Origin of the sequence: Nocardiopsis lambiniae, assembly GCF_031845465.1 — a bacterium.
Classification (GTDB): Bacteria; Actinomycetota; Actinomycetes; order Streptosporangiales; family Streptosporangiaceae; genus Nocardiopsis; species Nocardiopsis lambiniae.
In genome coordinates this window covers 35869-54255 of record NZ_JAVREP010000003.1, presented here as the reverse complement: position 1 = coordinate 54255, position 18387 = coordinate 35869, and the positions used below count along the sequence as shown (strand labels likewise).

At 70.2% G+C, this 18387-nt stretch carries 19 protein-coding genes; 9 read left to right on the top strand and 10 right to left on the bottom strand.

What is annotated here, in order from left to right:
• Positions 1-118: 118 nt before the first annotated feature.
• The 3 genes from RM479_RS06370 to RM479_RS06360 are packed head-to-tail and all read right to left on the bottom strand — an operon-like array spanning position 119 to position 812.
• On the bottom strand, positions 119-472 hold the full coding sequence (locus RM479_RS06370; protein WP_311510782.1) for a hypothetical protein: 354 nt from the start codon (positions 470-472) through the stop codon (positions 119-121).
• Positions 466-636 carry a hypothetical protein gene (locus RM479_RS06365; RefSeq protein ID WP_274810678.1) on the bottom strand — a complete coding sequence of 57 codons (171 nt, stop codon included), beginning with the start codon at positions 634-636 and terminating at the stop codon, positions 466-468. The genes RM479_RS06370 and RM479_RS06365 overlap by 7 nt, the downstream gene beginning before the upstream one ends.
• Positions 636-812, bottom strand: a complete 177-nt coding sequence (locus RM479_RS06360; protein WP_311510781.1) for a hypothetical protein — start codon at positions 810-812, stop codon at positions 636-638. Before RM479_RS06360 ends, RM479_RS06365 begins: the two co-directional genes overlap by 1 nt.
• Before the next feature lie 227 nt (positions 813-1039).
• On the opposite strand from RM479_RS06360, the gene RM479_RS06355 reads away from it, so the two are divergent.
• From RM479_RS06355 to RM479_RS06345, 3 genes are all read left to right on the top strand, one after another.
• Positions 1040-1927, top strand: a complete 888-nt coding sequence (locus RM479_RS06355) for a helix-turn-helix domain-containing protein (RefSeq protein ID WP_311510780.1) — start codon at positions 1040-1042, stop codon at positions 1925-1927.
• Positions 1909-2091: a DUF397 domain-containing protein gene (locus RM479_RS06350; RefSeq protein ID WP_311510779.1), complete on the top strand. Its 183-nt coding sequence runs from the start codon at positions 1909-1911 to the stop codon at positions 2089-2091. Before RM479_RS06355 ends, RM479_RS06350 begins: the two co-directional genes overlap by 19 nt.
• Positions 2092-2299: 208 nt before the next feature.
• The gene (locus tag RM479_RS06345) at positions 2300-2854 is read left to right on the top strand and encodes a DUF397 domain-containing protein (protein ID WP_311510778.1); all 555 of its coding nucleotides are present in this window, start codon (positions 2300-2302) and stop codon (positions 2852-2854) included.
• A 127-nt stretch (positions 2855-2981) separates the two neighbouring features.
• On the opposite strand, the gene RM479_RS06340 is transcribed toward RM479_RS06345, so the two are convergent.
• The 4 genes from RM479_RS06340 to RM479_RS06325 form a co-directional block, all read right to left on the bottom strand.
• Positions 2982-4397, bottom strand: a complete 1416-nt coding sequence (locus tag RM479_RS06340) for a dihydrolipoamide acetyltransferase family protein (RefSeq protein WP_311510777.1) — start codon at positions 4395-4397, stop codon at positions 2982-2984.
• A 21-nt stretch (positions 4398-4418) separates the two neighbouring features.
• Complete coding sequence (locus RM479_RS06335) at positions 4419-5396, bottom strand: alpha-ketoacid dehydrogenase subunit beta (protein ID WP_311510776.1); 978 nt, start codon at positions 5394-5396, stop codon at positions 4419-4421.
• Between the two features lie 2 nt (positions 5397-5398).
• On the bottom strand, positions 5399-6505 hold the full coding sequence (gene pdhA, locus RM479_RS06330; RefSeq protein WP_274810670.1) for a pyruvate dehydrogenase (acetyl-transferring) E1 component subunit alpha: 1107 nt from the start codon (positions 6503-6505) through the stop codon (positions 5399-5401).
• A gap of 616 nt (positions 6506-7121) precedes the next feature.
• Positions 7122-7718, bottom strand: a complete 597-nt coding sequence (locus RM479_RS06325; protein WP_311511014.1) for a sigma-70 family RNA polymerase sigma factor — start codon at positions 7716-7718, stop codon at positions 7122-7124.
• 377 nt (positions 7719-8095) lie between these two features.
• Between RM479_RS06325 and purS the strand changes: the two genes are divergently transcribed.
• The 6 genes from purS (at position 8096) to RM479_RS06295 (ending at position 13416) form a co-directional block, all read left to right on the top strand.
• On the top strand, positions 8096-8341 hold the full coding sequence (purS, locus tag RM479_RS06320) for a phosphoribosylformylglycinamidine synthase subunit PurS (protein ID WP_274810668.1): 246 nt from the start codon (positions 8096-8098) through the stop codon (positions 8339-8341).
• A 193-nt stretch (positions 8342-8534) separates the two neighbouring features.
• The gene (locus RM479_RS06315; RefSeq protein ID WP_311510775.1) at positions 8535-9029 is read left to right on the top strand and encodes an ATP-binding protein; all 495 of its coding nucleotides are present in this window, start codon (positions 8535-8537) and stop codon (positions 9027-9029) included.
• A gap of 297 nt (positions 9030-9326) precedes the next feature.
• The gene (gene purQ / locus RM479_RS06310; protein WP_311510774.1) at positions 9327-10022 is read left to right on the top strand and encodes a phosphoribosylformylglycinamidine synthase subunit PurQ; all 696 of its coding nucleotides are present in this window, start codon (positions 9327-9329) and stop codon (positions 10020-10022) included.
• 46 nt (positions 10023-10068) lie between these two features.
• A complete protein-coding gene (locus RM479_RS06305; RefSeq protein WP_311510773.1) occupies positions 10069-10596 on the top strand; it encodes a hypothetical protein in 528 nt (175 codons plus the stop codon).
• A gap of 78 nt (positions 10597-10674) precedes the next feature.
• Positions 10675-12969 (top strand): phosphoribosylformylglycinamidine synthase subunit PurL, encoded by a 2295-nt coding sequence (gene purL / locus RM479_RS06300; RefSeq protein WP_311510772.1) that lies wholly within the window; start codon positions 10675-10677, stop codon positions 12967-12969.
• A gap of 192 nt (positions 12970-13161) precedes the next feature.
• On the top strand, positions 13162-13416 hold the full coding sequence (locus tag RM479_RS06295) for a hypothetical protein (protein ID WP_311510771.1): 255 nt from the start codon (positions 13162-13164) through the stop codon (positions 13414-13416).
• 9 nt (positions 13417-13425) lie between these two features.
• Here RM479_RS06295 and RM479_RS06290 read toward each other — a convergent pair whose 3' ends face one another.
• The 3 genes from RM479_RS06290 to RM479_RS06280 form a co-directional block, all read right to left on the bottom strand.
• Positions 13426-15327 carry an endonuclease/exonuclease/phosphatase family protein gene (locus tag RM479_RS06290; RefSeq protein ID WP_311510770.1) on the bottom strand — a complete coding sequence of 634 codons (1902 nt, stop codon included), beginning with the start codon at positions 15325-15327 and terminating at the stop codon, positions 13426-13428.
• Between the two features lie 153 nt (positions 15328-15480).
• On the bottom strand, positions 15481-16395 hold the full coding sequence (locus RM479_RS06285) for a glycine betaine ABC transporter substrate-binding protein (protein ID WP_311511013.1): 915 nt from the start codon (positions 16393-16395) through the stop codon (positions 15481-15483).
• A 37-nt stretch (positions 16396-16432) separates the two neighbouring features.
• Positions 16433-18385: an ABC transporter permease gene (locus RM479_RS06280; RefSeq protein WP_397221588.1), complete on the bottom strand. Its 1953-nt coding sequence runs from the start codon at positions 18383-18385 to the stop codon at positions 16433-16435.
• Positions 18386-18387 lie beyond the last annotated feature (2 nt).

Genomic DNA, 18387 nt, shown 5'->3' with positions numbered 1-18387 from the left:
CTTCGCCCGCGCCCGGACGTGTTGCGGTGGGTAAGGCGGGCGGTCCCCCCGGGAGGGCCGGGTTCCGTCGTGTACGGGACACCGAGCACGCCCCCTGCGGACGGACCGCACGCCCCGGTCATCGCGGCTCGGTGGCGTCCAGGCCGGAAGCGCGCGGTCGCGGAATCGGGGAGGGCGCGGCCTTGGCGCGGGTACGCAGGCGTTCCTCCAACTGATCAGGGGTGGGCTCGATCTCGGTGCGCCAGTGCGAGGTGCGGTCGTAGGCGGTGGCCATCCACAACGAACCGGTCCAGGCGATCCGATGGGTACGGCCCCAGGTCTTGCGCAGGCGTTCCAGCACGACGCCCGGGGGTTCCCAGGTCTCGCCCCTGGCGTCCTCGTGCGGGCCGGGATGCCCGGTCTCCAGGTGGCAGGTGCTCAACCGGCCCTGATGGTCCAGACGGGATTCGTTACAGAGCGGCGGGATCAACATCCCCCCTCCAAAAACGCGTCCAACCCTGCCAGCGCGAGGACGGGGTCGTCGGTCTCGCGCAACCGGGACAGCGCGTCACGGACCGCCGCCACCACGGCCGGGGCCGGGTCGCCGTTCAGGGCCTCGATGGCCTCGGCCAAAAGGTCGTTCATGTGGATGCCCATCAGGCCACCTCCTGCAACCAGCGGCGCACGACCCTGGCGAGCGGGGTCAGGTCACGCCCCCAGTGGACGACGTACATGCGGGCTCGTGCAGCGCGACGGGGCCTGCGCCACCGCAGCGCTTCCAGGGCCAGGTAGCGGGCGGCCACCAGCTCGGAACAGTTCAGGTATCGCGCCATGGGCGCACACCTCCGGTAAGGGGTGCCGGGGAGGCCCGGCAACTGCATCAGGTAGCTCCATGGTCAGCCCGGGGCCCAAAAAATGCAAGACCAACTTTCAAATTGGTGAGAACATTCTCCGTAGATCCCTAACTTTAAGGTTGGCGATGGTCAAAATGTCCGGAAACCAAGGTGCGAGCGTAGGATCAAGGAGCACATCGCAGTCCGCCTCCGATCAAGGAGTCCTGATGACCAGTTCTCCTCCCCTGAGCAAGCGACGGCTCTCACGTCTGTTGCGCGAGAGCAGGGAAACTGCGGGGCTGACGGCCGACCAGGTCACCGAAAGAGCACGGGAACTGGGTGCCACTCGGTGGTCCGCATCAAAAATCACCCGTCTGGAACGGGATGAGTGGGTAAGGCCCAAGCTTGAGGACGTCGAGGTCCTGCTCGACATCTACGGGATTTCCGATCTCTCTGAGCGCGACGAGTTCATGCGGCTCGCCAAGGAAGCCCGTCAGAAGCGATGGTGGGCCAGCTACGCCGATGTGATCGGCCAAGGTGAGCTGACCGGGCTGGAACCCGGAGCCTCACGCATCCGTGATGTCGGTCTGACCGTGGTTCCCGGGCTCTTGCAGACACAGGTGTACGCCCGTGCGGTCGTGGTCGGCGGTGGGATCGTGGATCAGGAAGAGATCGATCGACGAGTCGAAGCCCGCATGCTCCGGCAACGGATTCTCGATCCTCAAGCCGATGGTCCCACCTACTGGTGCATCCTTGATGAGGCCGCCTTGCGCAAGATCCCAGTCGAGCTCCGCGAGCAACAGATCCAGCACCTCATCACGATTCAGCGCCCTGACCTGAGAGTTCAGGTACTCCCGGACATCGCAGGTCTGCACGCCGCTATCGCTGGAGGATTCACCATCCTGGACTTCGCCGAAGACTCCGGGTTGGTGTACACCGAGAGCGCGGCCCGTCAACAGGTGCTTGACGACGCAAATGACGTTGAGGCGTTCGACCTGGTGTATCAGTATGTGAGCGCAAGCGCCCTGGGGGTCCAGGAGTCCATCCAGTTCATGGAGGACCTGCTACCCGACCCACCCAGCCAAGGAAGCATGAGATGCAATCCCACGACCTGATCTTTCGCAAGTCCTCCTATTCGGGTGCCCGAACCGAGAACTGCGTTGAGGTAGCGGACCTACCCGGCGGCGCAGCGGTCCGTGACACCCAGAACCGCGAGGCCGGACATCTCGCCTTCTGCCTACGGGAATGGACGGCCCTGATCGACACGCTTCGGTCCTGAACAGCCGCACAAGGACAAGGTCCCGACTGTTGGTGGGTGGATTCTAGGGGTCATCGCGTTACCTGGCGCGATCCCGCATCGGCTCCGCCCCGATGGCTTCCGCCCGCACAGAAGTGAGCCGGACCGGACATGGCCGCCATGAACGTGGCGGACTACGGGTAGACCGGTGGTGCCGAACCGACCCCACCACACCGGCGAGGGGTGGACCATGGCTCTCACCCACGACTCCCGCAAGTCCTCGTACGGCAACCCGAGCGACTGCGTGGAGGTGGCCGGCCTGGCGGGGAACACCCTGGTCCGGGACTCCCCCACGCCACCGGCCACCTCCCCTCACCATCCCCCGAACGGGCCTAACGCCGCACCCCCCACGACACCGGCACGTCCAACTCCCGACAGGGTCCCCCAGCCGAGCGTCAGGAGCCCTCATGCCCCCGTTCTCCCACCACCGAGGCCCACCGTCCTGGACCTGCGCCGCGTACGCCGCCCCGACCGCAGCTACTCGGTGGAATGGGCCGACCTGGAAGAAGTCCGGGTATCGCCCACCCGGGAGGGCTCCGCCCACGCCGTGCTCCTCACCTTCGTGGAAGACCGGGAACCCGACCACGAGTGGAGCGAACGCACCGGGGTGACGAACCCGCGCGGTGACGCCCCCATCGCCTTCCTCGTGTCCCCCGACCAACACGACGAACACGGTCACCCCGTACTCCCCCGCCTCCGTAGCGCCCTGGAACGGTTCGGACCGGCCTCCCGCGCCGCCCCCTGAGCCGCCCCCGGGCCCCGAGCCCTCTGCGCCCCGAGGCCACGCCCCCTGACACGCGCGCGGCCCCCGGGGACGAGTCCCCGAGGGCCGGCATCGCACCGTCAGCCCCGACGGCGCGGTTCGCAGCAGACTACCCCCATGCGAGCGATGTGAGCTCCGGATCCTCCAGCGCCGCGCCGATGTCGCGCAACACCTTCGACCCCAGCTCCCCGTCGACCAGCCGGTGGTCGAACGACAACGACAGCGTCGTGACCTTGCGGATCTTCAACTTCCCCTTGTGCACCCACGGCATGTCGCGGATCTGACCGAACGCCAGGATCGCCGCCTCACCCGTGTTGAGAATCGGGGTTCCCGCGTCCACGCCGAACACACCGACGTTGGTGATGGTGATGGTCCCGTTCGACATGTCCGCCGGGCTCACCTTGCCCGACCGCGCCGTGTCCGTCAGCTCCTTGAGCGCCGCCGCCAGCTGCGGCAGCGTCTTGGCGTTGGCGTCCTTGACGTTGGGCACCACCAGACCGCGTTCGGTCGCGGCGGCGATCCCCAGGTTCACGTAGTCCTTGACCACGATCTCCTGGTTCGCCTCGTCCCACGAGGCGTTGACCTCCGGGTTGCGCTTGATCGCCAGCAACAGCGCCTTGGCGACCATGAGCAGCGGCGACACCCGCACACCCGCGAAGTCCGGGTGCTCGCGCAGCCGCGCGACGGCCTTCATCGTGCGGGTGACGTCCACCTGGAGGAACTCGGTGACGTGCGGCGCGGTGAACGCGCTGCCCACCATCGCCGCCGCCGTCGCCTTGCGCACGCCCTTGATGGGCACGCGCCGCTCGCGCGCGGAGCGGTCCACCGCACCGGCGGTCTCCGGTGCCGCGACCGGCGCGGCCTCCGGCGTCGGGGCGTCGACCGGTTCCGGGGCGGTCGTGCCCTGGACGGCCGAGTGAACGTCGTCGCGGGTGATGACCCCGCCCGCACCCGACGGCGTGACCGTCGCCAGGTTCACCCCGAGGTCCTTGGCGAGCTTGCGCACCGGCGGCTTGGCCAGCGGCCGTCCCTGGGTCGCCACGGCGGCCGGGGCCACCGCGACCGGTGGGGCCGGCGTCGCGGCGGGCTTGGCGGCCGGGGTCGGCGACACCGGGCCCGGGGCCCCCGGGCGGCGACGCGCCCGACGCTGGGTGGCGGCGGCCTTCTCGCCGTAGCCCACCAGCGGCTTCTCCCGCACCTCCTCGGCCTCGGCCGGGGCGCCGGACCCGGCGTCCGGGGCGTCGCTGCCGCCGGTGCCGTCGTCCACGGTGATGATCACCGTGCCGACGTCCACCGTCTGCCCCTCCTCGACCAGCAACTCCTTGACCGTGCCCGCGAACGGGCTCGGCAGCTCGACGACCGCCTTGGCGGTCTCGATCTCGCAGATCATCTGGTTGACCTCGATCACGTCACCCGGCTTCACGAACCAGGTGAGGATCTCGGCGTCGACCAGTCCTTCGCCCACGTCGGGCAGTTTGAACGAGTGCACGCCGCCCACGGCGGGGGCGTTCTTCTGAATCGCCATGTCCTTCGGTCTCCCCGATCCCTAGTACGCGAACGCCCGGTCGACCCCGTCCAGAACCCGGTCCAGGTCCGGGAGGTAGTACTCCTCCAGCCGGGACTGCGGGTACGGGGTGTCGAACGCGGCGACCCGGATGACCGGGGACTCCAGGTGGTAGAAGCACGCCTCGGTGACCCGGGCGGCGATCTCCGCGCCCGGCCCGCCGGTGAGGGTGGCCTCGTGCGCGACCACCAGGCGCCCGGTCCGCTTCACGGACTCGAAGACGGTCGGGTAGTCCACGGGGGACAGCGACCGCAGGTCGATGACCTCGATGGAGTGCTCGGTGTCGGCCTCGGCCGCCTGGAGGGCGGTCTTGATCATGGGCCCGTAGGCGAGGAGGGTGACGTCGGTGCCGGGGCGCGCGATCCGGGCCGCGCCCATCGGGGCGGCCTCGGTGATGGACGCCTCGGTGTCCACCTCGGACTTCTCGTAGTAGCGCCGCTTGGGCTCCAGGAAGATCACCGGGTCATCGCTGCGGACGGCCTGCTGGATCATCCAGTAGGCGTCCACGGCGTTGGCGACGCTGATCACCCGCAGACCGGCGGTGTGCAGGAAGTAGGACTCCGGGGACTCGCTGTGGTGCTCGACCGCGCCGATGCCGCCGCCGTAGGGGATGCGCATGACGATGGGAACGCTGAGCTTGCCCGCGGAGCGCCGGCGCATCTTGGCGAGCTGGGTGAAGGTCTGGTTCGCGGCCGGGAAGAAGAACCCGTCGAACTGGATCTCCACCACCGGCCGGTAGCCGCGCAGCGCCATGCCGATGGCGGTGCCGACGATGCCGGACTCGGCGAGGGGCGTGTCGATGACCCGGTCGGCCCCGAAGTCCTTGTACAGGCCGTCGGTGACCCGGAAGACGCCGCCGAGCTTGCCGACGTCCTCGCCCATGACGAGGACCTTGGGGTCGTGCTCCATGGCGGCGCGCAGGCCGGCGTTGATGGCCTTGCCGATCGTGAGGTTGGTCATGGCTATCGGGCCCCTTCCGCCTCGAAGGAGGCCAGATACTCGGCGAACTCGGCGCGCTGCTGGTCGATGTGGACGTTGGGCTCGGCGTACACCTCGTGGAAGATGTCCAGCGGCTCCGGGTCGGGCAGGGCGCGGCACTCGGTGCGCACCCGCTCGCCGAGGGCGTCGGCCTCGGCGTCGACCGAGGCGAAGAACTCCTCGTCGGCCAGGCCGTTGTTCTCCAGGTACCGGCGCACCCGCAGGATCGGGTCCTTGGCCTTCCACTCGTCGAGTTCGGCCGCGTCGCGGTACCGGGTGGGGTCGTCGTTGGTGGTGTGGGCGCCCATGCGGTAGGTGAACGCCTCCACCAGGGTGGGCCCGTTGCCCTCGCGGGCGTTGTCCAGGGCGGCGCGGGTGACGGCGAGCACGGCCAGCACGTCGTTGCCGTCCACGCGGACACCGGGGAAGCCGAAGCCGGCGGCGCGCTTGTAGATGGGCACGCGGGCCTGGCGCTCCAGGGGCTCGGAGATGGCCCACTGGTTGTTCTGGCAGAAGAACACCACGGGGGCGTTGTTCACCGAGGCGAAGTTGAACGCCTCGTTGGTGTCGCCCTGGCTCGTGGCGCCGTCGCCGAAGTAGGTGATGACAGCGGTGCCGTCCTCGCCCACGGCGCCGTCGCGCTGCACGCCCATCGCGTATCCGGTGGCGTGCAGGGCCTGGCTGCCGATGACGATCGTGTACAGGTGGAAACCCTGCTCGTGGGGGTCCCAGCCACCGTTGGTGACGCCACGGAACATGCCGAGCAGTTCCTTGGGCTCGATGCCGCGGCACCAGGCGACGGCGTGCTCGCGGTAGGAGGGGAAGGCCATGTCGTGCTCGCGCAGGGCGCGGCCGGAGCCGATCTGCGCGGCCTCCTGGCCCAGCAGCGAGGCCCACAGGCCCAGTTCGCCCTGGCGTTGCAGGGAGACGGCCTCACTGTCGACCCGGCGGACCAGTACCAGGTCGCGGTACAGGTCGCGGATCTCGTCCGCGGTGATCTCCAGGGGGTAGCCGGGGTGTCCCGTCAGCTCCCCTTCCGGTGTCAGGAGCTGGATGAGCTCCGGTTCCTCGTGCGCGGTGGTGTCCGACACGTCGCTCCTCGGGTGTTCGGGGCCGAATTCGCGTGGGTGAACGCTGATCGGCCGGATCGCCGCGCGCACCCGGGGTGGTGGGTATCGCGCAGACCTCACCATATGGTGACAGAACTCACCATGGCGAGCGCAAGACCTCAGCATCACCTTTTAAGCTGCGCGCCCCATGATCCCCGATGCCGGACAGGGGCGTTTAGCAGGGCTTCCTAGCATGTACAAGGCCTTCCAACGACTTGGGCGGCCCATGGGGACGCCGGTTCGGGAAGAACCCCGGCACGGGGTCGGGAGCGTCCGGCCGCGGAGCGACGTGCGGCCGGGTCCGGCCACGGAGCGTGGCGAAGGGGTCTGTCCGAAAACCCTCTCGGGGCGGCTCTCGGGGTTTCCGGGCCTCGGGGTCCCCGGATTCCGGGGACGCCGGGAGCCCGCAGGCGCCGGGAGTCCGGGCTTCGGGACGTCCGGGGGACGGGGCACCCGGGACAGGGATGCCGGTGGGCGTCGATCGACGACGCGGGGCGGGTCCGCGGCACGGGTTCGGGGTTCCAGCCCTCCCGTCGGGCGCCGGGGGCCCATGGCCGTGTCCCACCGATGGGCGTTCGGCGCGCGACCCGGGGGCGTGTCAGCGCTCGGCCGGCACGCGCATGCCGCGTTCGCGGGCGTAGTCGGTGAGCATCTCGCGGAGCTGGCGACGGGCGCGGTGCAACCGGGACATCACGGTCCCCAACGGGGTGCCCATGCGCTCGGCCACCTCCTTGTAGGCGTAGCCCTCGATGTCGACGAGGTAGATGACCTCCTGGAACTCCTCGGGCAGTCGCGCGAGCGCCTGCTTGATGTCGGAGTCGGGCAGGCGGTCCAGGACCTCGTTCTCGGCCGACCGCATACCCGAGGAGGTGTGCGCCTCGGCGGCGGCGAGCTGCCAGTCCTTGATCTCGTCGGTGGTCTCCTGACGAGGCTCCCGCTGCTTCTTGCGGTAGCTGTTGATGAAGGTGTTGGTCAAGATCCGGTAGAGCCAGGCACGCAGATTGGTGCCGGCGCGGAACTGGTGGAAATTGGCGAAGGCCTTGGCGAACGTCTCTTGAACGAGGTCTTCTGCGTCGGCCGGGTTGCGGGTCATCCGCAGGGCCGTGGGATAGAGCTGGTCGGCGAACGGCGTGACCGCGGTGGCGAAGTCGAGTGACTGCTCCCCGTCGTGGTCCCGCGTGGCGGTGCGTTCCATTTCGATAGTCGTCAAGATTCCCCCTCAGGACGACCGGACGATCACTTCCACCCTGTTAGACGCCACCTCGTGTCCTCAATGATGACATCAATCGGAGTGATCCGAGTCACGAACGTACCGAAACACTCGCTTGCAGGGGTCAGCATGCGGTAAAAAACCTCGCTTTCTTCGACACCACGGGGACTTGGGTGTATTCCCGGCATCGGCGGTTCCGAACGCGCTCCCCCGGAGTGACGAAGGACTCATCGACCGCACCGCACCCGCGTGTGCCGTACTCTGGCGTCGCCCGCTCCGAGCAGTACGGAGAGGGGTCCGCCCGGCCGGGGAGCCGCGGCCGGACCGAGGGCGGCACACCCATTTCTCTTGTGGAGGACCCTGTGGCCCGCGTCGTTGTTGACGTCATGCTCAAGCCCGAGATCCTGGACCCGCAGGGTCAGGCGATCGCCGGTGCCTGCTCGCGTCTGGGTTTCGAGGGGATCGAACAGGTCCGCCAGGGCAAGCGCTTCGAGGTCGAGGTCGAGGGCGAGGTGGACGAGGCCAAGATCGCCGACGTCCGCCGTCTGGCCGAGACCCTCCTCGCCAACACCGTCATCGAGGAGTTCCGGGTCCACGTGGCCTCCTGATCCGACCGGACACCCACGCGAATAAAGGTCTTTGACCGAAAGCGTGCCGAGTGTCCGCCGTGCCTGATGTGCCATGAAACGACCGGCGATGTCCCATGAGGGAGTCACCGGTCGTTTTACGTACGGCTCCCTCGGGAAGGCTCCTTGACGCACAGAGCCCACGAGCGACAACGGAGCACGAGAGGTGTTATTCATGGACGCCGTCTTCTCGATCTCCCTCCCACGGCGGGCGTACACGGTCGCCGTCGTACGTGACATCCTCGGAACCCTCCTGTCGCGGGCCGGGTTATGCCGAGGCTGCGTCGACGACTTCCTCCTGGCCGCCTCCGAGGCATCCGCCAACGCGATCGAACACGGTGGATCCACCGCGGTCTACCGCATCGACGCCGAGATCGACCCCGATTGGTGCGAGGTACGGATATCCCATACCGGCAGAGCGCCCGATTCCGAGGCGCTCGCGGAGCGCTTCTCCTCGGAACGACCCCCGCCCCTCCCCGAACTGGACTCAGAATCGGGCAGGGGCATTCTGTTGATGCGACGCCTCATGGACGAGGTGTACTTCGAGGGGGAACCGCGGGTCACCGTACTCCTGCGCAAGCGCCGCACCGGCTGTGACGAGGGGACCGACGATCTCCGGTCCGGGGCCTTCCCGGGCGGGGCCGACGCCCGGCTGTCGGTCCGGGTCTGATCGACCGGGGAGGTTCCGAGAGGCCTTCGAGGGGCGCCCCGAGAACTGTGTCCCACACCACGGGACCTGTCGGGTCGCACACCCCGAGGCCTCTCGAAGCCTCCCCGATCGGGAGAATCGCACGAAAGCACCCCCCTCAACGGGGGTGAGCGTCGTACCCGCGCACAGGTGAGCGGGTACGCTGCCAAGTGCGGACGCGGTGCCCCCCGGTCACGGGGGCGAGGGCGCCGCCATCCTCCTCGCCGACACTCCCCGCAGCCGCGGGGAGGGACCCGAACAATGACTCGGAGTGTGCTCATGACAGCCCGTGTGGGCGTCGTCACCTTCCCCGGTTCCCTCGACGACAAGGACGCCGCGCGCGCCGTCGCGCTGGCGGGCGCCGAACCCGTCTCCCTGTGGCACGGGGACGCCGACCTCAAGGGCGTGGACGCGGTCGTCCTCCCCGGCGGCTTCTCCTACGGCGACTACCTGCGCTGCGGCGCCATCGCCCGGTTCGCCCCGCTGATGTCGGAACTCGTCCCGGCCGCCCGCTCCGGCGCCCTGCCGGTCCTGGGCATCTGCAACGGCTTCCAGATCCTGTGCGAGAGCCACCTGCTGCCGGGCGCGCTCACCCGCAACTCCAGCCTGCGCTTCGTCAACCGCGAGCAGCGACTGCGGGTGGAGAACACCTCCACCGCCTGGACCGGGGACTACACCGAGGGTCAGGAGATCCTCGTGGTCCTCAAGAGCGGCGAGGGCAGCTACGTCGCCGACGAGGCCACCCTCGACGAGCTGGAGGCGGCCGACCGGGTCGTGGTCCGGTACGTCGACGCCAACCCCAACGGGTCGCGCCGCGACATCGCCGGCATCACCAACGAGCACGGCAACGTCGTCGGCCTCATGCCGCACCCGGAGCACGCCGTGGAGGCGCTGACCGGGCCGTCCACCGAGGGCCTCGGCTTCTTCACCTCGATCCTCGCCCATCTCGCCGCCCGGACCCCGGCCGGAGTCTGACCGGGCCGGAGACCACCGCACACCGATCAAGGGGACGATCTTCGCCATGATGGCGCTCCTGCGCTCCCGGACGACGATGTTCGTCCTCGTCGGCATCGTCGTCGCGGGCCTGGTGGTGTCGGCCGCCATCGGGCTGTTCAACTCGATCGGCACGGCGCCCGTCGGCGGCACCGCGCCCCAGGGCGGGCAGGGGGGAGCCCCGCCCGGCGCCTCCTCCGAGCCCGACGTCCCCGACGTCTCCGCGCTCGGGGATCCACCGTCCGGCCTGTCCTACTCCTCCGACCCGGAGGCCGACATCTACTGCGAGCAGCAGGGGTGCGGCCGACTCGTCACCGTGGGCGCCGAGGAGGGGGAGACCCCCGAGGACTCGACGGCCGCCGTGCGGGAGATCTACGAGGACCTGCTCGACCGGGACTGGAAGATCATGCTCCCCTCGGACGTGGAGGACCCCGAGGACCTTCCCCTGGAGGAGCACGTGCTGACCGACGGCACCGTCATGGTCGCCGACAGCTCCCCGGCCGGCGCGGACGGACCGACGGTCCTTCTGCTCATCGGCTCGGGCCCGCAACGGTGACCCGCTCCACGACCCTCCGCGCCGGTCGGCGGACGCCACGGCCCGGCTCACACCCGCACATCCCGAACGGAACCACGCATGTCTGAAGTCCCTCGTCTCGACACCGTCGCCGTGGCGCAGAGCAGCCCGGACACGCCCCAGCCGTACGCCGAACTGGGCATGGCCAAGGACGAGTACGAGCGGGTCCGCGAGATCCTGGGCCGCCGCCCCACCTCCGCCGAGCTGGCCATCTACTCGGTCATGTGGAGCGAGCACTGCTCGTACAAGTCGTCCAAGGTGCATCTGCGCCAGTTCGGCGAGAAGGCCCCCGAGAGCGACGCCCTGCTGGTCGGCATGGGCGAGAACGCCGGTGTGGTCGACGTCGGCGACGGCCGCGCGGTGACCTTCAAGATCGAGTCGCACAACCACCCGTCCTACGTGGAGCCGCACCAGGGCGCGGCGACCGGCGTGGGCGGCATCGTCCGCGACATCCTCACCATGGGCGCGCGCCCGGTGGCGGTCATGGACGCGCTGCGGTTCGGCCCGGCCGACGCCGATGACACCAAGCGGGTGCTGCCGGGCGTGGTCTCCGGCATCTCCTTCTACGGCAACTGCCTGGGCCTGCCCAACATCGGCGGCGAGATCGGCTTCGGCGCCGGCTACATCGGCAACCCGCTGGTCAACGCCCTGTGCGTGGGCGTGATGAAGCACGAGGACATCAAGCTGGCCCAGGCGCCCGGCCCGGGCAACAAGGTGGTGCTGTTCGGCTCCACCACCGGCCCCGACGGCATCGGCGGCGCCTCGGTGCTGGCCAGCGCGACCTTCGACGACGAGTCGCACGCCAAGCGGCCCAGCGTCCAGGTCGGCGACCCGTTCATGGAGAAGCTGCTCATCGAGTGCAGCCTGGAGCTGTTCGCCAAGGACATGGTCGTGGGCATCCAGGACCTGGGCGCGGCGGGCGTCTCCTGCGCCACCACCGAGCTGGCGGCCGGCGGTACCGGCGGCATGCGCATCGAGCTGGACCTGGTGCCGCTGCGCGACCCGCGACTCACTCCCGAGGAGATCCTCATGAGCGAGTCGCAGGAGCGCATGATGGCCATCGTCGAGCCGTCGAAGATGGACGACTTCCTGGCCATCTGCGACAAGTGGCAGATCCTGGCCACCGAGATCGGCGAGGTCACCGACGTCACCCCCGAGGAGGCCGAGCGCGGGGGCCGACTGGTGATGACCTGGCGCGGGGAGACCGTGGTGGACATGCCGCCGCGCACCGCCTCCGACGAGGGCCCGGTGTACGAGCGTCCCTACGCCCGCCCCACCTCCCAGGACGCCCTTCAGGCCGACGACGCCGGGGCGCTGCCCCGGCCCACGACCGACGCGGAACTGCGCGAGCAGCTGCTGCGGGTGCTCGGCGCGCCCGGTGTGGGCGACCCCACCTGGGTGACGCGGCAGTACGACTCCTACGTGCGCGGTGACACGGTGGTGTCCACCCCGCACGACTCGGGGATGATCCGCATCGCCGACGACTCGCACCGGGGCGTGGCCCTGTCCACCGACGGCAACGGCCGGTTCACCCGTCTGGACCCGTACGTGGGCACGCAGCTGGCGTACGCCGAGGCGTACCGCAACGTCGCCACGACCGGCGCCCGGCCGCTCGCGGTGACCAACTGCCTCAACTTCGGCTCGCCGGAGGACCCGGGCGTCATGTGGCAGTTCGCCGAGTCCACCCGCGGCCTGGCCGACGCCTGCCGGACGCTGGGCACCCCGGTGACCGGCGGCAACGTGAGCTTCTACAACCAGACCGGTGACGTGGCGATCAACCCGACCCCGGTGATCGGTGTGCTGGGCGTCATCGACGACGTGCGCACCCGCCTGAAGTCGGCGTTCGGCACCGAGGGCGCCCGGGTCTTCCTGCTGGGCGAGACCCGGCCGGAGTTCGGCGGTTCGGCCTGGGCCGACACGATCCACGGCCACCTGGGCGGGCTGCCGCCGCGGGTGGACCTGGCCGCCGAGGCGGCGCTGGGCGAGGTGCTGGCCACCTCCGCCGAGCGGGGTCTGGCGGAGGCCGCCCACGACCTGTCCGACGGCGGCCTGGGCGTGGCCCTGGCCGAGTCGGCGCTGCGCGGCGGCCTGGGTGTGCGGGTGACGGTGTCCACCGACGCGTTCACGGCCCTGTTCAGCGAGTCCGGTGCCCGCGCGATCGTCTCGGTGGCCCCGGGCGGCGAGGAGGCGTTCGTGGCGCTGGCCGCCGAGCACGGCGTCCCGGTGGAGCAGATCGGCACCGTGGGCGGCGGATCGCTGAGCGTCACGCACCCGGGCGGTGCCGTGGAGATCCCGCTGACGGAGCTGCGCGCCTCCTACGAGGCCGCGCTGCCCGCCCTGATGGGCGACGTGTAGACACGGGGTTCCACCCCCGCCCGGAGCGGGGACGCCGTCACGGCGTCCCCGCTCCGGCGCGTTCCGGCCGTCACGGGTGGGGAAACGGAGGGCCCTCGGCCTCCGCCGTCTTCGCGGGCCCGGTGTCGTCGGGCACCCCTCCGGTGGGGCGGATTCGGAAGGTGGGGTAGGAGTGGAGGGGAGGTGTTCGCGATGGGACGCGAGAAGTTGCGGCGGGGCCGGCTGAAGGGGCCGCTGGGCAGCCACGAACGGCCGGCGAGCGCGCTCGGCTTCCGGCTGGTGATGGCGGTCTTCGGGTGTCTGGTGCTGTTGGCGGGCACGGTGGCGGCGTTCCTGATGGACGCCCCCGTGTGGCTGACGGTGGTGCTGGCGGCCGGGTTCGCGGCCGGCTGCGTCAACGTGTACTGGGTGGCCCGGCGGTTGCGCTACGAGCGCCCCGGTCACTGATCGGCCCGGTCAGTCCAGTTCCAAGGCCACCGAGATCATCCGGTGGTCGGAGTACGGCACGTCCCGGTTCTCCGGGTTCTCGGCGGAGAACTCCGAGGTGACGAGGATGTGGTCGATCTCCTGCGGCGGCCCCGCCAGGCTGGGAATGGTGTTGAAGGGTCGTTCGAAGGGGTCGTGCAGGCCCGCGTCGGTCAGGATCGACCAGGCCGGGTTCTCGGGCTCGATGTTGAGGTCCCCGGCCAGGACGACCGGGCGCCCCTCGGCCCGGGCCGCGGTGACGAGGCCCGCGAGGTCGCGCAACTGCTCCCGGGAGCTCTCGGCCGTGAAGTCGTAGGTCTCCGGTTGGACGTGGGTGGCGATGACGCTGACCCGGGTGCCGTCCTCCCAGGGCAGCACGATCTCCAGGGCCTGGGCGCCGGTCGGACCGCTGGGGGTGAGGGTGTGGCCGCGCACCTCGATCACCTCTCGGGAGGTCAGGATCGCGTCGCCCCACAGGGGCCCGTCGGCGGGCGCCCAGTACGCCCGCATCCCGAGCCGCTCGGCCATGAGGCTCAGCGCCTCGTGCCCGCCGTTGAGCAGCCACCCCCGGTCGACCTCGCTGAGGACGACGATGTCGGGGAAGTCCTCGTCGAGCAGCTCGATCTGGTCGTGCAGGGCGTAGCGCCCGTCCATGCCGAACCCCATGCGCACGTTGTAGGCGGCCACCCGCAGCCCCGGATCGGGGTCCCGGACGCGCTCCCGCTCGACGTGGAACCCGGTGTGCAGGGAGGGCGCGGTGACGGTGGCGATCAGGGCGAACGCGGCGGCCCCGGCGGTGAGCCAGGGGCGTCCGCCGCGGTCGGGGGCCGGACCCCGACCGGTCATCGCGAACACGATCGGGATCAGGGCCAGGAACGACACCAGGGCGTTGTCGTAGTGGAGGTCGTAGGAGGCGTAGAACGCGAACACCAGGACCACCAGCAGGAACAGGCCGCCGAAGGCCGCACGTCCGGTGGCGGCGCGGCCCGCTCGCACCGCTCCGTGGACGGCCCATCCGGCGCAGCCGGCCAGGCCGATCTGGCCGATGACGAGGGCCATGAGGGCCCAGGAGGGCCACACCCCGGGAACGCCGCCGACCTCGGTGGGGGACGCCCACAGCACGATGAGCGATCCGGTCAGGAGGACGAAGGGGAGCACCGGGTGCCCGGTGAACCAGCGCGGGTCGGCGGCCACCATCACCGACAGGACGGCGGTGGTGGTGACCAGGGCCGCCGCGACCGGCGAGTCGCCGATGACCTCGCCCACCGCGGGGTTCGCGGTGTACAGGCCGCTGAGGAACAGCAGGGGTCCGAGGGCGAGCCAGGCCAGGGCGGAGGCGGGCCGGGGGCCGGAGCCGCCGGTGTCGTGGCGCCACGCGCCGAACAGGGCCCAGGCGAACAGGCCGATCTGGACGAGCACCCCGATCCAGGGCAGGACACCGTCGCGCCAGACGAGGTCGACAGTGTTGAGGAGGGTGTGGATCACCGCCGTGGCGGCGATGCCGGTGACGACGCCGACCATCACCCCGTGTCCGCTGAACCGGGGGTCGTCGACGGTGGCCATGGCCGTGGTGACCAGCCACACGGCGCCCACGCCGACCAGCAACGACGACAGGTACAGCTGGGGGCCGCCGCCGTCGGTCGCCTGGAGGGCGACGCGTCCGCCGGCGAGCACGGCGGCCGTGACGAGCGCCGTGCGCGCCGGGTCGAGGCGGTGGTGCAGGACGACGAAGGGGAGCGGGGCCAGGAACCAGGCCAGCGCGTACAGGCCCATGAGTTCGGGCGAGGTCTCCCCCGCCCGCCCGAAGAGGGTGATGAGCGAGGGCAGGAACACCCTGAGGGCGTCCAGGAACAACACCGTTCCCATCGCGACGGCGAATCGGTCCCAGCGCATGGTCCTCCCGGTGATCCGACGGCCCGCACTCCGCGACATGAATAATTCTCATGTCTCTCATCCGGACGGACAAGGGTCCTGGATCACCCGATTCCCCCGAAACCGGTTTCCATGCCGGTCCCGGGCCGGGGGCGTGCCCCGGCCCGGTCGAGGTCAGCCGGCGTCGAACCCCGCGGGGATCCACGGGCGCCAGACCTCCGGGTTCTCCTCGACCCAGATCTCCGCCGCGTCGGAGGAGTCCAGCCCCTCGTCGGCGATCATCCGGGCCACCTCGTTCTGGTGGTCGTTGGTCCACGTCCAGTTGTCGAGGAAGCGGTAGGCGGGGTCGTCCTCCTCCACGAAGCCCGCCCGGAAGATCTTGTTCAGCTCGTAGGCCGGGTAATCGCAGGGGACCTCTTCGAGGTCGTCGGCACAGCCCTCCTCGTAGGGCGGCAGGTCGACCTTGACCAGGTCCAGCTCCTCCTGGAGCCACTGCGGCTCGTAGAAGTAGAAGAGCACCGGCTCCTCCTCGGCGTAACGCCGGCGCACCTCCGTGATCTGTGCCGGCTCGGACCCGGCGAACACGATCTGGAGATCCAGGTCGAAGGCGTCGATCATCCCCTGGTCCTGGGTGACGAACCCGGGCGCGCCGCCCAGGAACTCGCCCCGGTCGCCGGTCTCGGCGGTCCGGAAGATGTCGGTGTTCTCCTTGAGCCCCTCCAGGGTGGTGATCTCCGGGTACTCCTCCTCCAGGTAGGCGGGGACGTACCAGCCGATCACCCCCTCGTTGCCGTTGGGACCCCCGTCGACGGCGGTGCCGTTGCCTCCGGGCCCGTACAGCTCCATGAGGTCCTCGTGGCCCCAGTTCTCCACGATGACGTCGATGACGCCCTGATCGATGGCCTGCCACGACGGCTGTTCGTCCACCCGGACGAGCTGCACCTGGTAGTCCATCTCCTCCCGGAGGATGTGGGCGAGCACCTCGGCGCTGGCCTCGTACCCCACCCATCCGTTGAGGGCCATGCGCACCGTGCCCGGGTCCCGGGCGAGCTGGTCGGTGCGCACCGCGCAGGAGGAGAGCAGGACCATCACCACCGCGACCGCCGAGGCCCGGACGAGACGTCCCCTACGCACGTCGCACCTTCCTTCCCTGGGTGACCCGGTCCAGGAACAGGCCCAGGCACACGATGGCCAGACCCGAGGCCAGACCCAGCCCCAGTTGGTTCTGCGCCAGGCCGAACACCACGTCGAAGCCCAGCGATCCGGCGCCGACGAGGGCGCCCATGACCACCATGGACAGGACGAGGATGAGCCCCTGGTTGACGGCGAGCAGCAGCGAACCGCGCGCCATGGGCAACTCCACCTTGGTCAGCAGTTGCCACCCGGTGGACCCCTGGGAGGTCGCCGCCTCCAGGGTCGCCGGGGGCACGCCCCGGATGCCGTCGTTGACGAGGCGGATCACCGGCGGCAGGGCGAAGATGACCGCCGCCACCAGGGCCGGGATCCGGCCGATGCCGAACAGCGCCACCGCCGGGATCAGGTACACGAACGGCGGCAGGGTCTGCATGGCGTCCAGGACGGGGCGCAGGATCGCGGCGAACACGTCGTTGCGCGACATCAGCACCCCGACGACCACGCCGAGGGCGATGGTGAGCAACGACGCCACCAGCACCTGGGACAGGGTGTCCATCGCGTTGCCCCACACCCCCAGCAGCCCCACGGCCAGGAACGACCCCGCCGAGACGAGGGCCGCGCGCCATCCGCCGAAGATCGCCCCGAGGGCGGTGGCGCACAGGACGACCAGCGGCCAGGGGGCGCCGCCCAGCACCGCGCTGAGCGGGTTCAGGACCCAGTCCAGGGTCCAGGTGCCCAGGGCCGTCGTGAACGGACCGATGACCGACTGGAGCCCGTCGGCGAAGGCGTTGACCGGACCGCTGATGTCGACGGAGAGGTCGCGCGGCCAGCCCTCCACCCCCAGCAGCCGGGCCACCCCGACGGTGACGATGGAGATGATGAGTCCCGTGCCCAGCAGCGGCAGCCGGTAGCGGTCGGGGATGTCCGGTGTGCGCGCCCCGTGCCCGACTGCGCCGGTGACCCGGTCCATGGCGATGGCGAGCATGACGATCGCCAGTCCGGCCTGGAGCGCCTGCCCCACGTTGACCTTGGACAGCGCCTGGTAGATGGCGTCGCCCAGGCCGCCCGCGCCGATGACCGACGCGATGACGACCATGGAGACGGCCAGCATGATGGTCTGGTTGACGCCCAACAGGATGGTGCGTCGGGCGGACGGCAGCTGCACCTTGGTGAGGATCTGCCACGGCGTCGACCCCAGCGACGTGGTCGCCTCGATCGCGCCCTTGGGCACGCCGCGGATGGCCAGCGCCGTGATGCGCACCGCCGGCGGGATCGCGTAGACCGCGGTGACCACGGCCGCCGCCGGGTTGCCGATGCCGAACAGCAGCACGAACGGCAGCAGGTAGGCGAACGCGGGCATGATCTGCATGAAGTCCAGCACGGGCCGGATGGCCCGGTGGAAGCGGTCGCTGCGCCCGGCCAGGATGCCGAGCGGGAGACCGAACAGCAGGGCGATGGACACCGAGGTGATGATGAGCGCCAGCGTCGTCATCGACTCGTCCCACAGCCCGGTCAGGGCGAACACGCCGAAGGTGACGAGCACCAGCAGCGCCACCCGCCACCCGGCGACGCGCCAGGCGGCGAGCACGCCGATGACGGTCACACCGGGCCAGGTGAGGAGCCCCAGGAGCCGGTCGATCAGGACCACGGCCGACCCGAGCCCCACCGAGACGTAGTTGAAGAAGTACAGGAACAGCGGGCTGTCGTTGCGGTTGACGACGATCCAGGCGTAGATCCCGTCCAGCCATGCCATGAAACGCTCGCCGGTCGTGCCGGGGAACCCGCCGCCGACCCCGAGGGAGCGCGCGATCACGTAGCCGACCACGAGGACGATGATCACCAGCAGCGCATGGAACCACGGGGACACCGAGAAGCCCGGGGCCGCCTCGCGTCGTGGGTGCGCCCCGTCCGGTGCCGCGGCGCCCCTGTTCGAGGGCGTGGTCATCG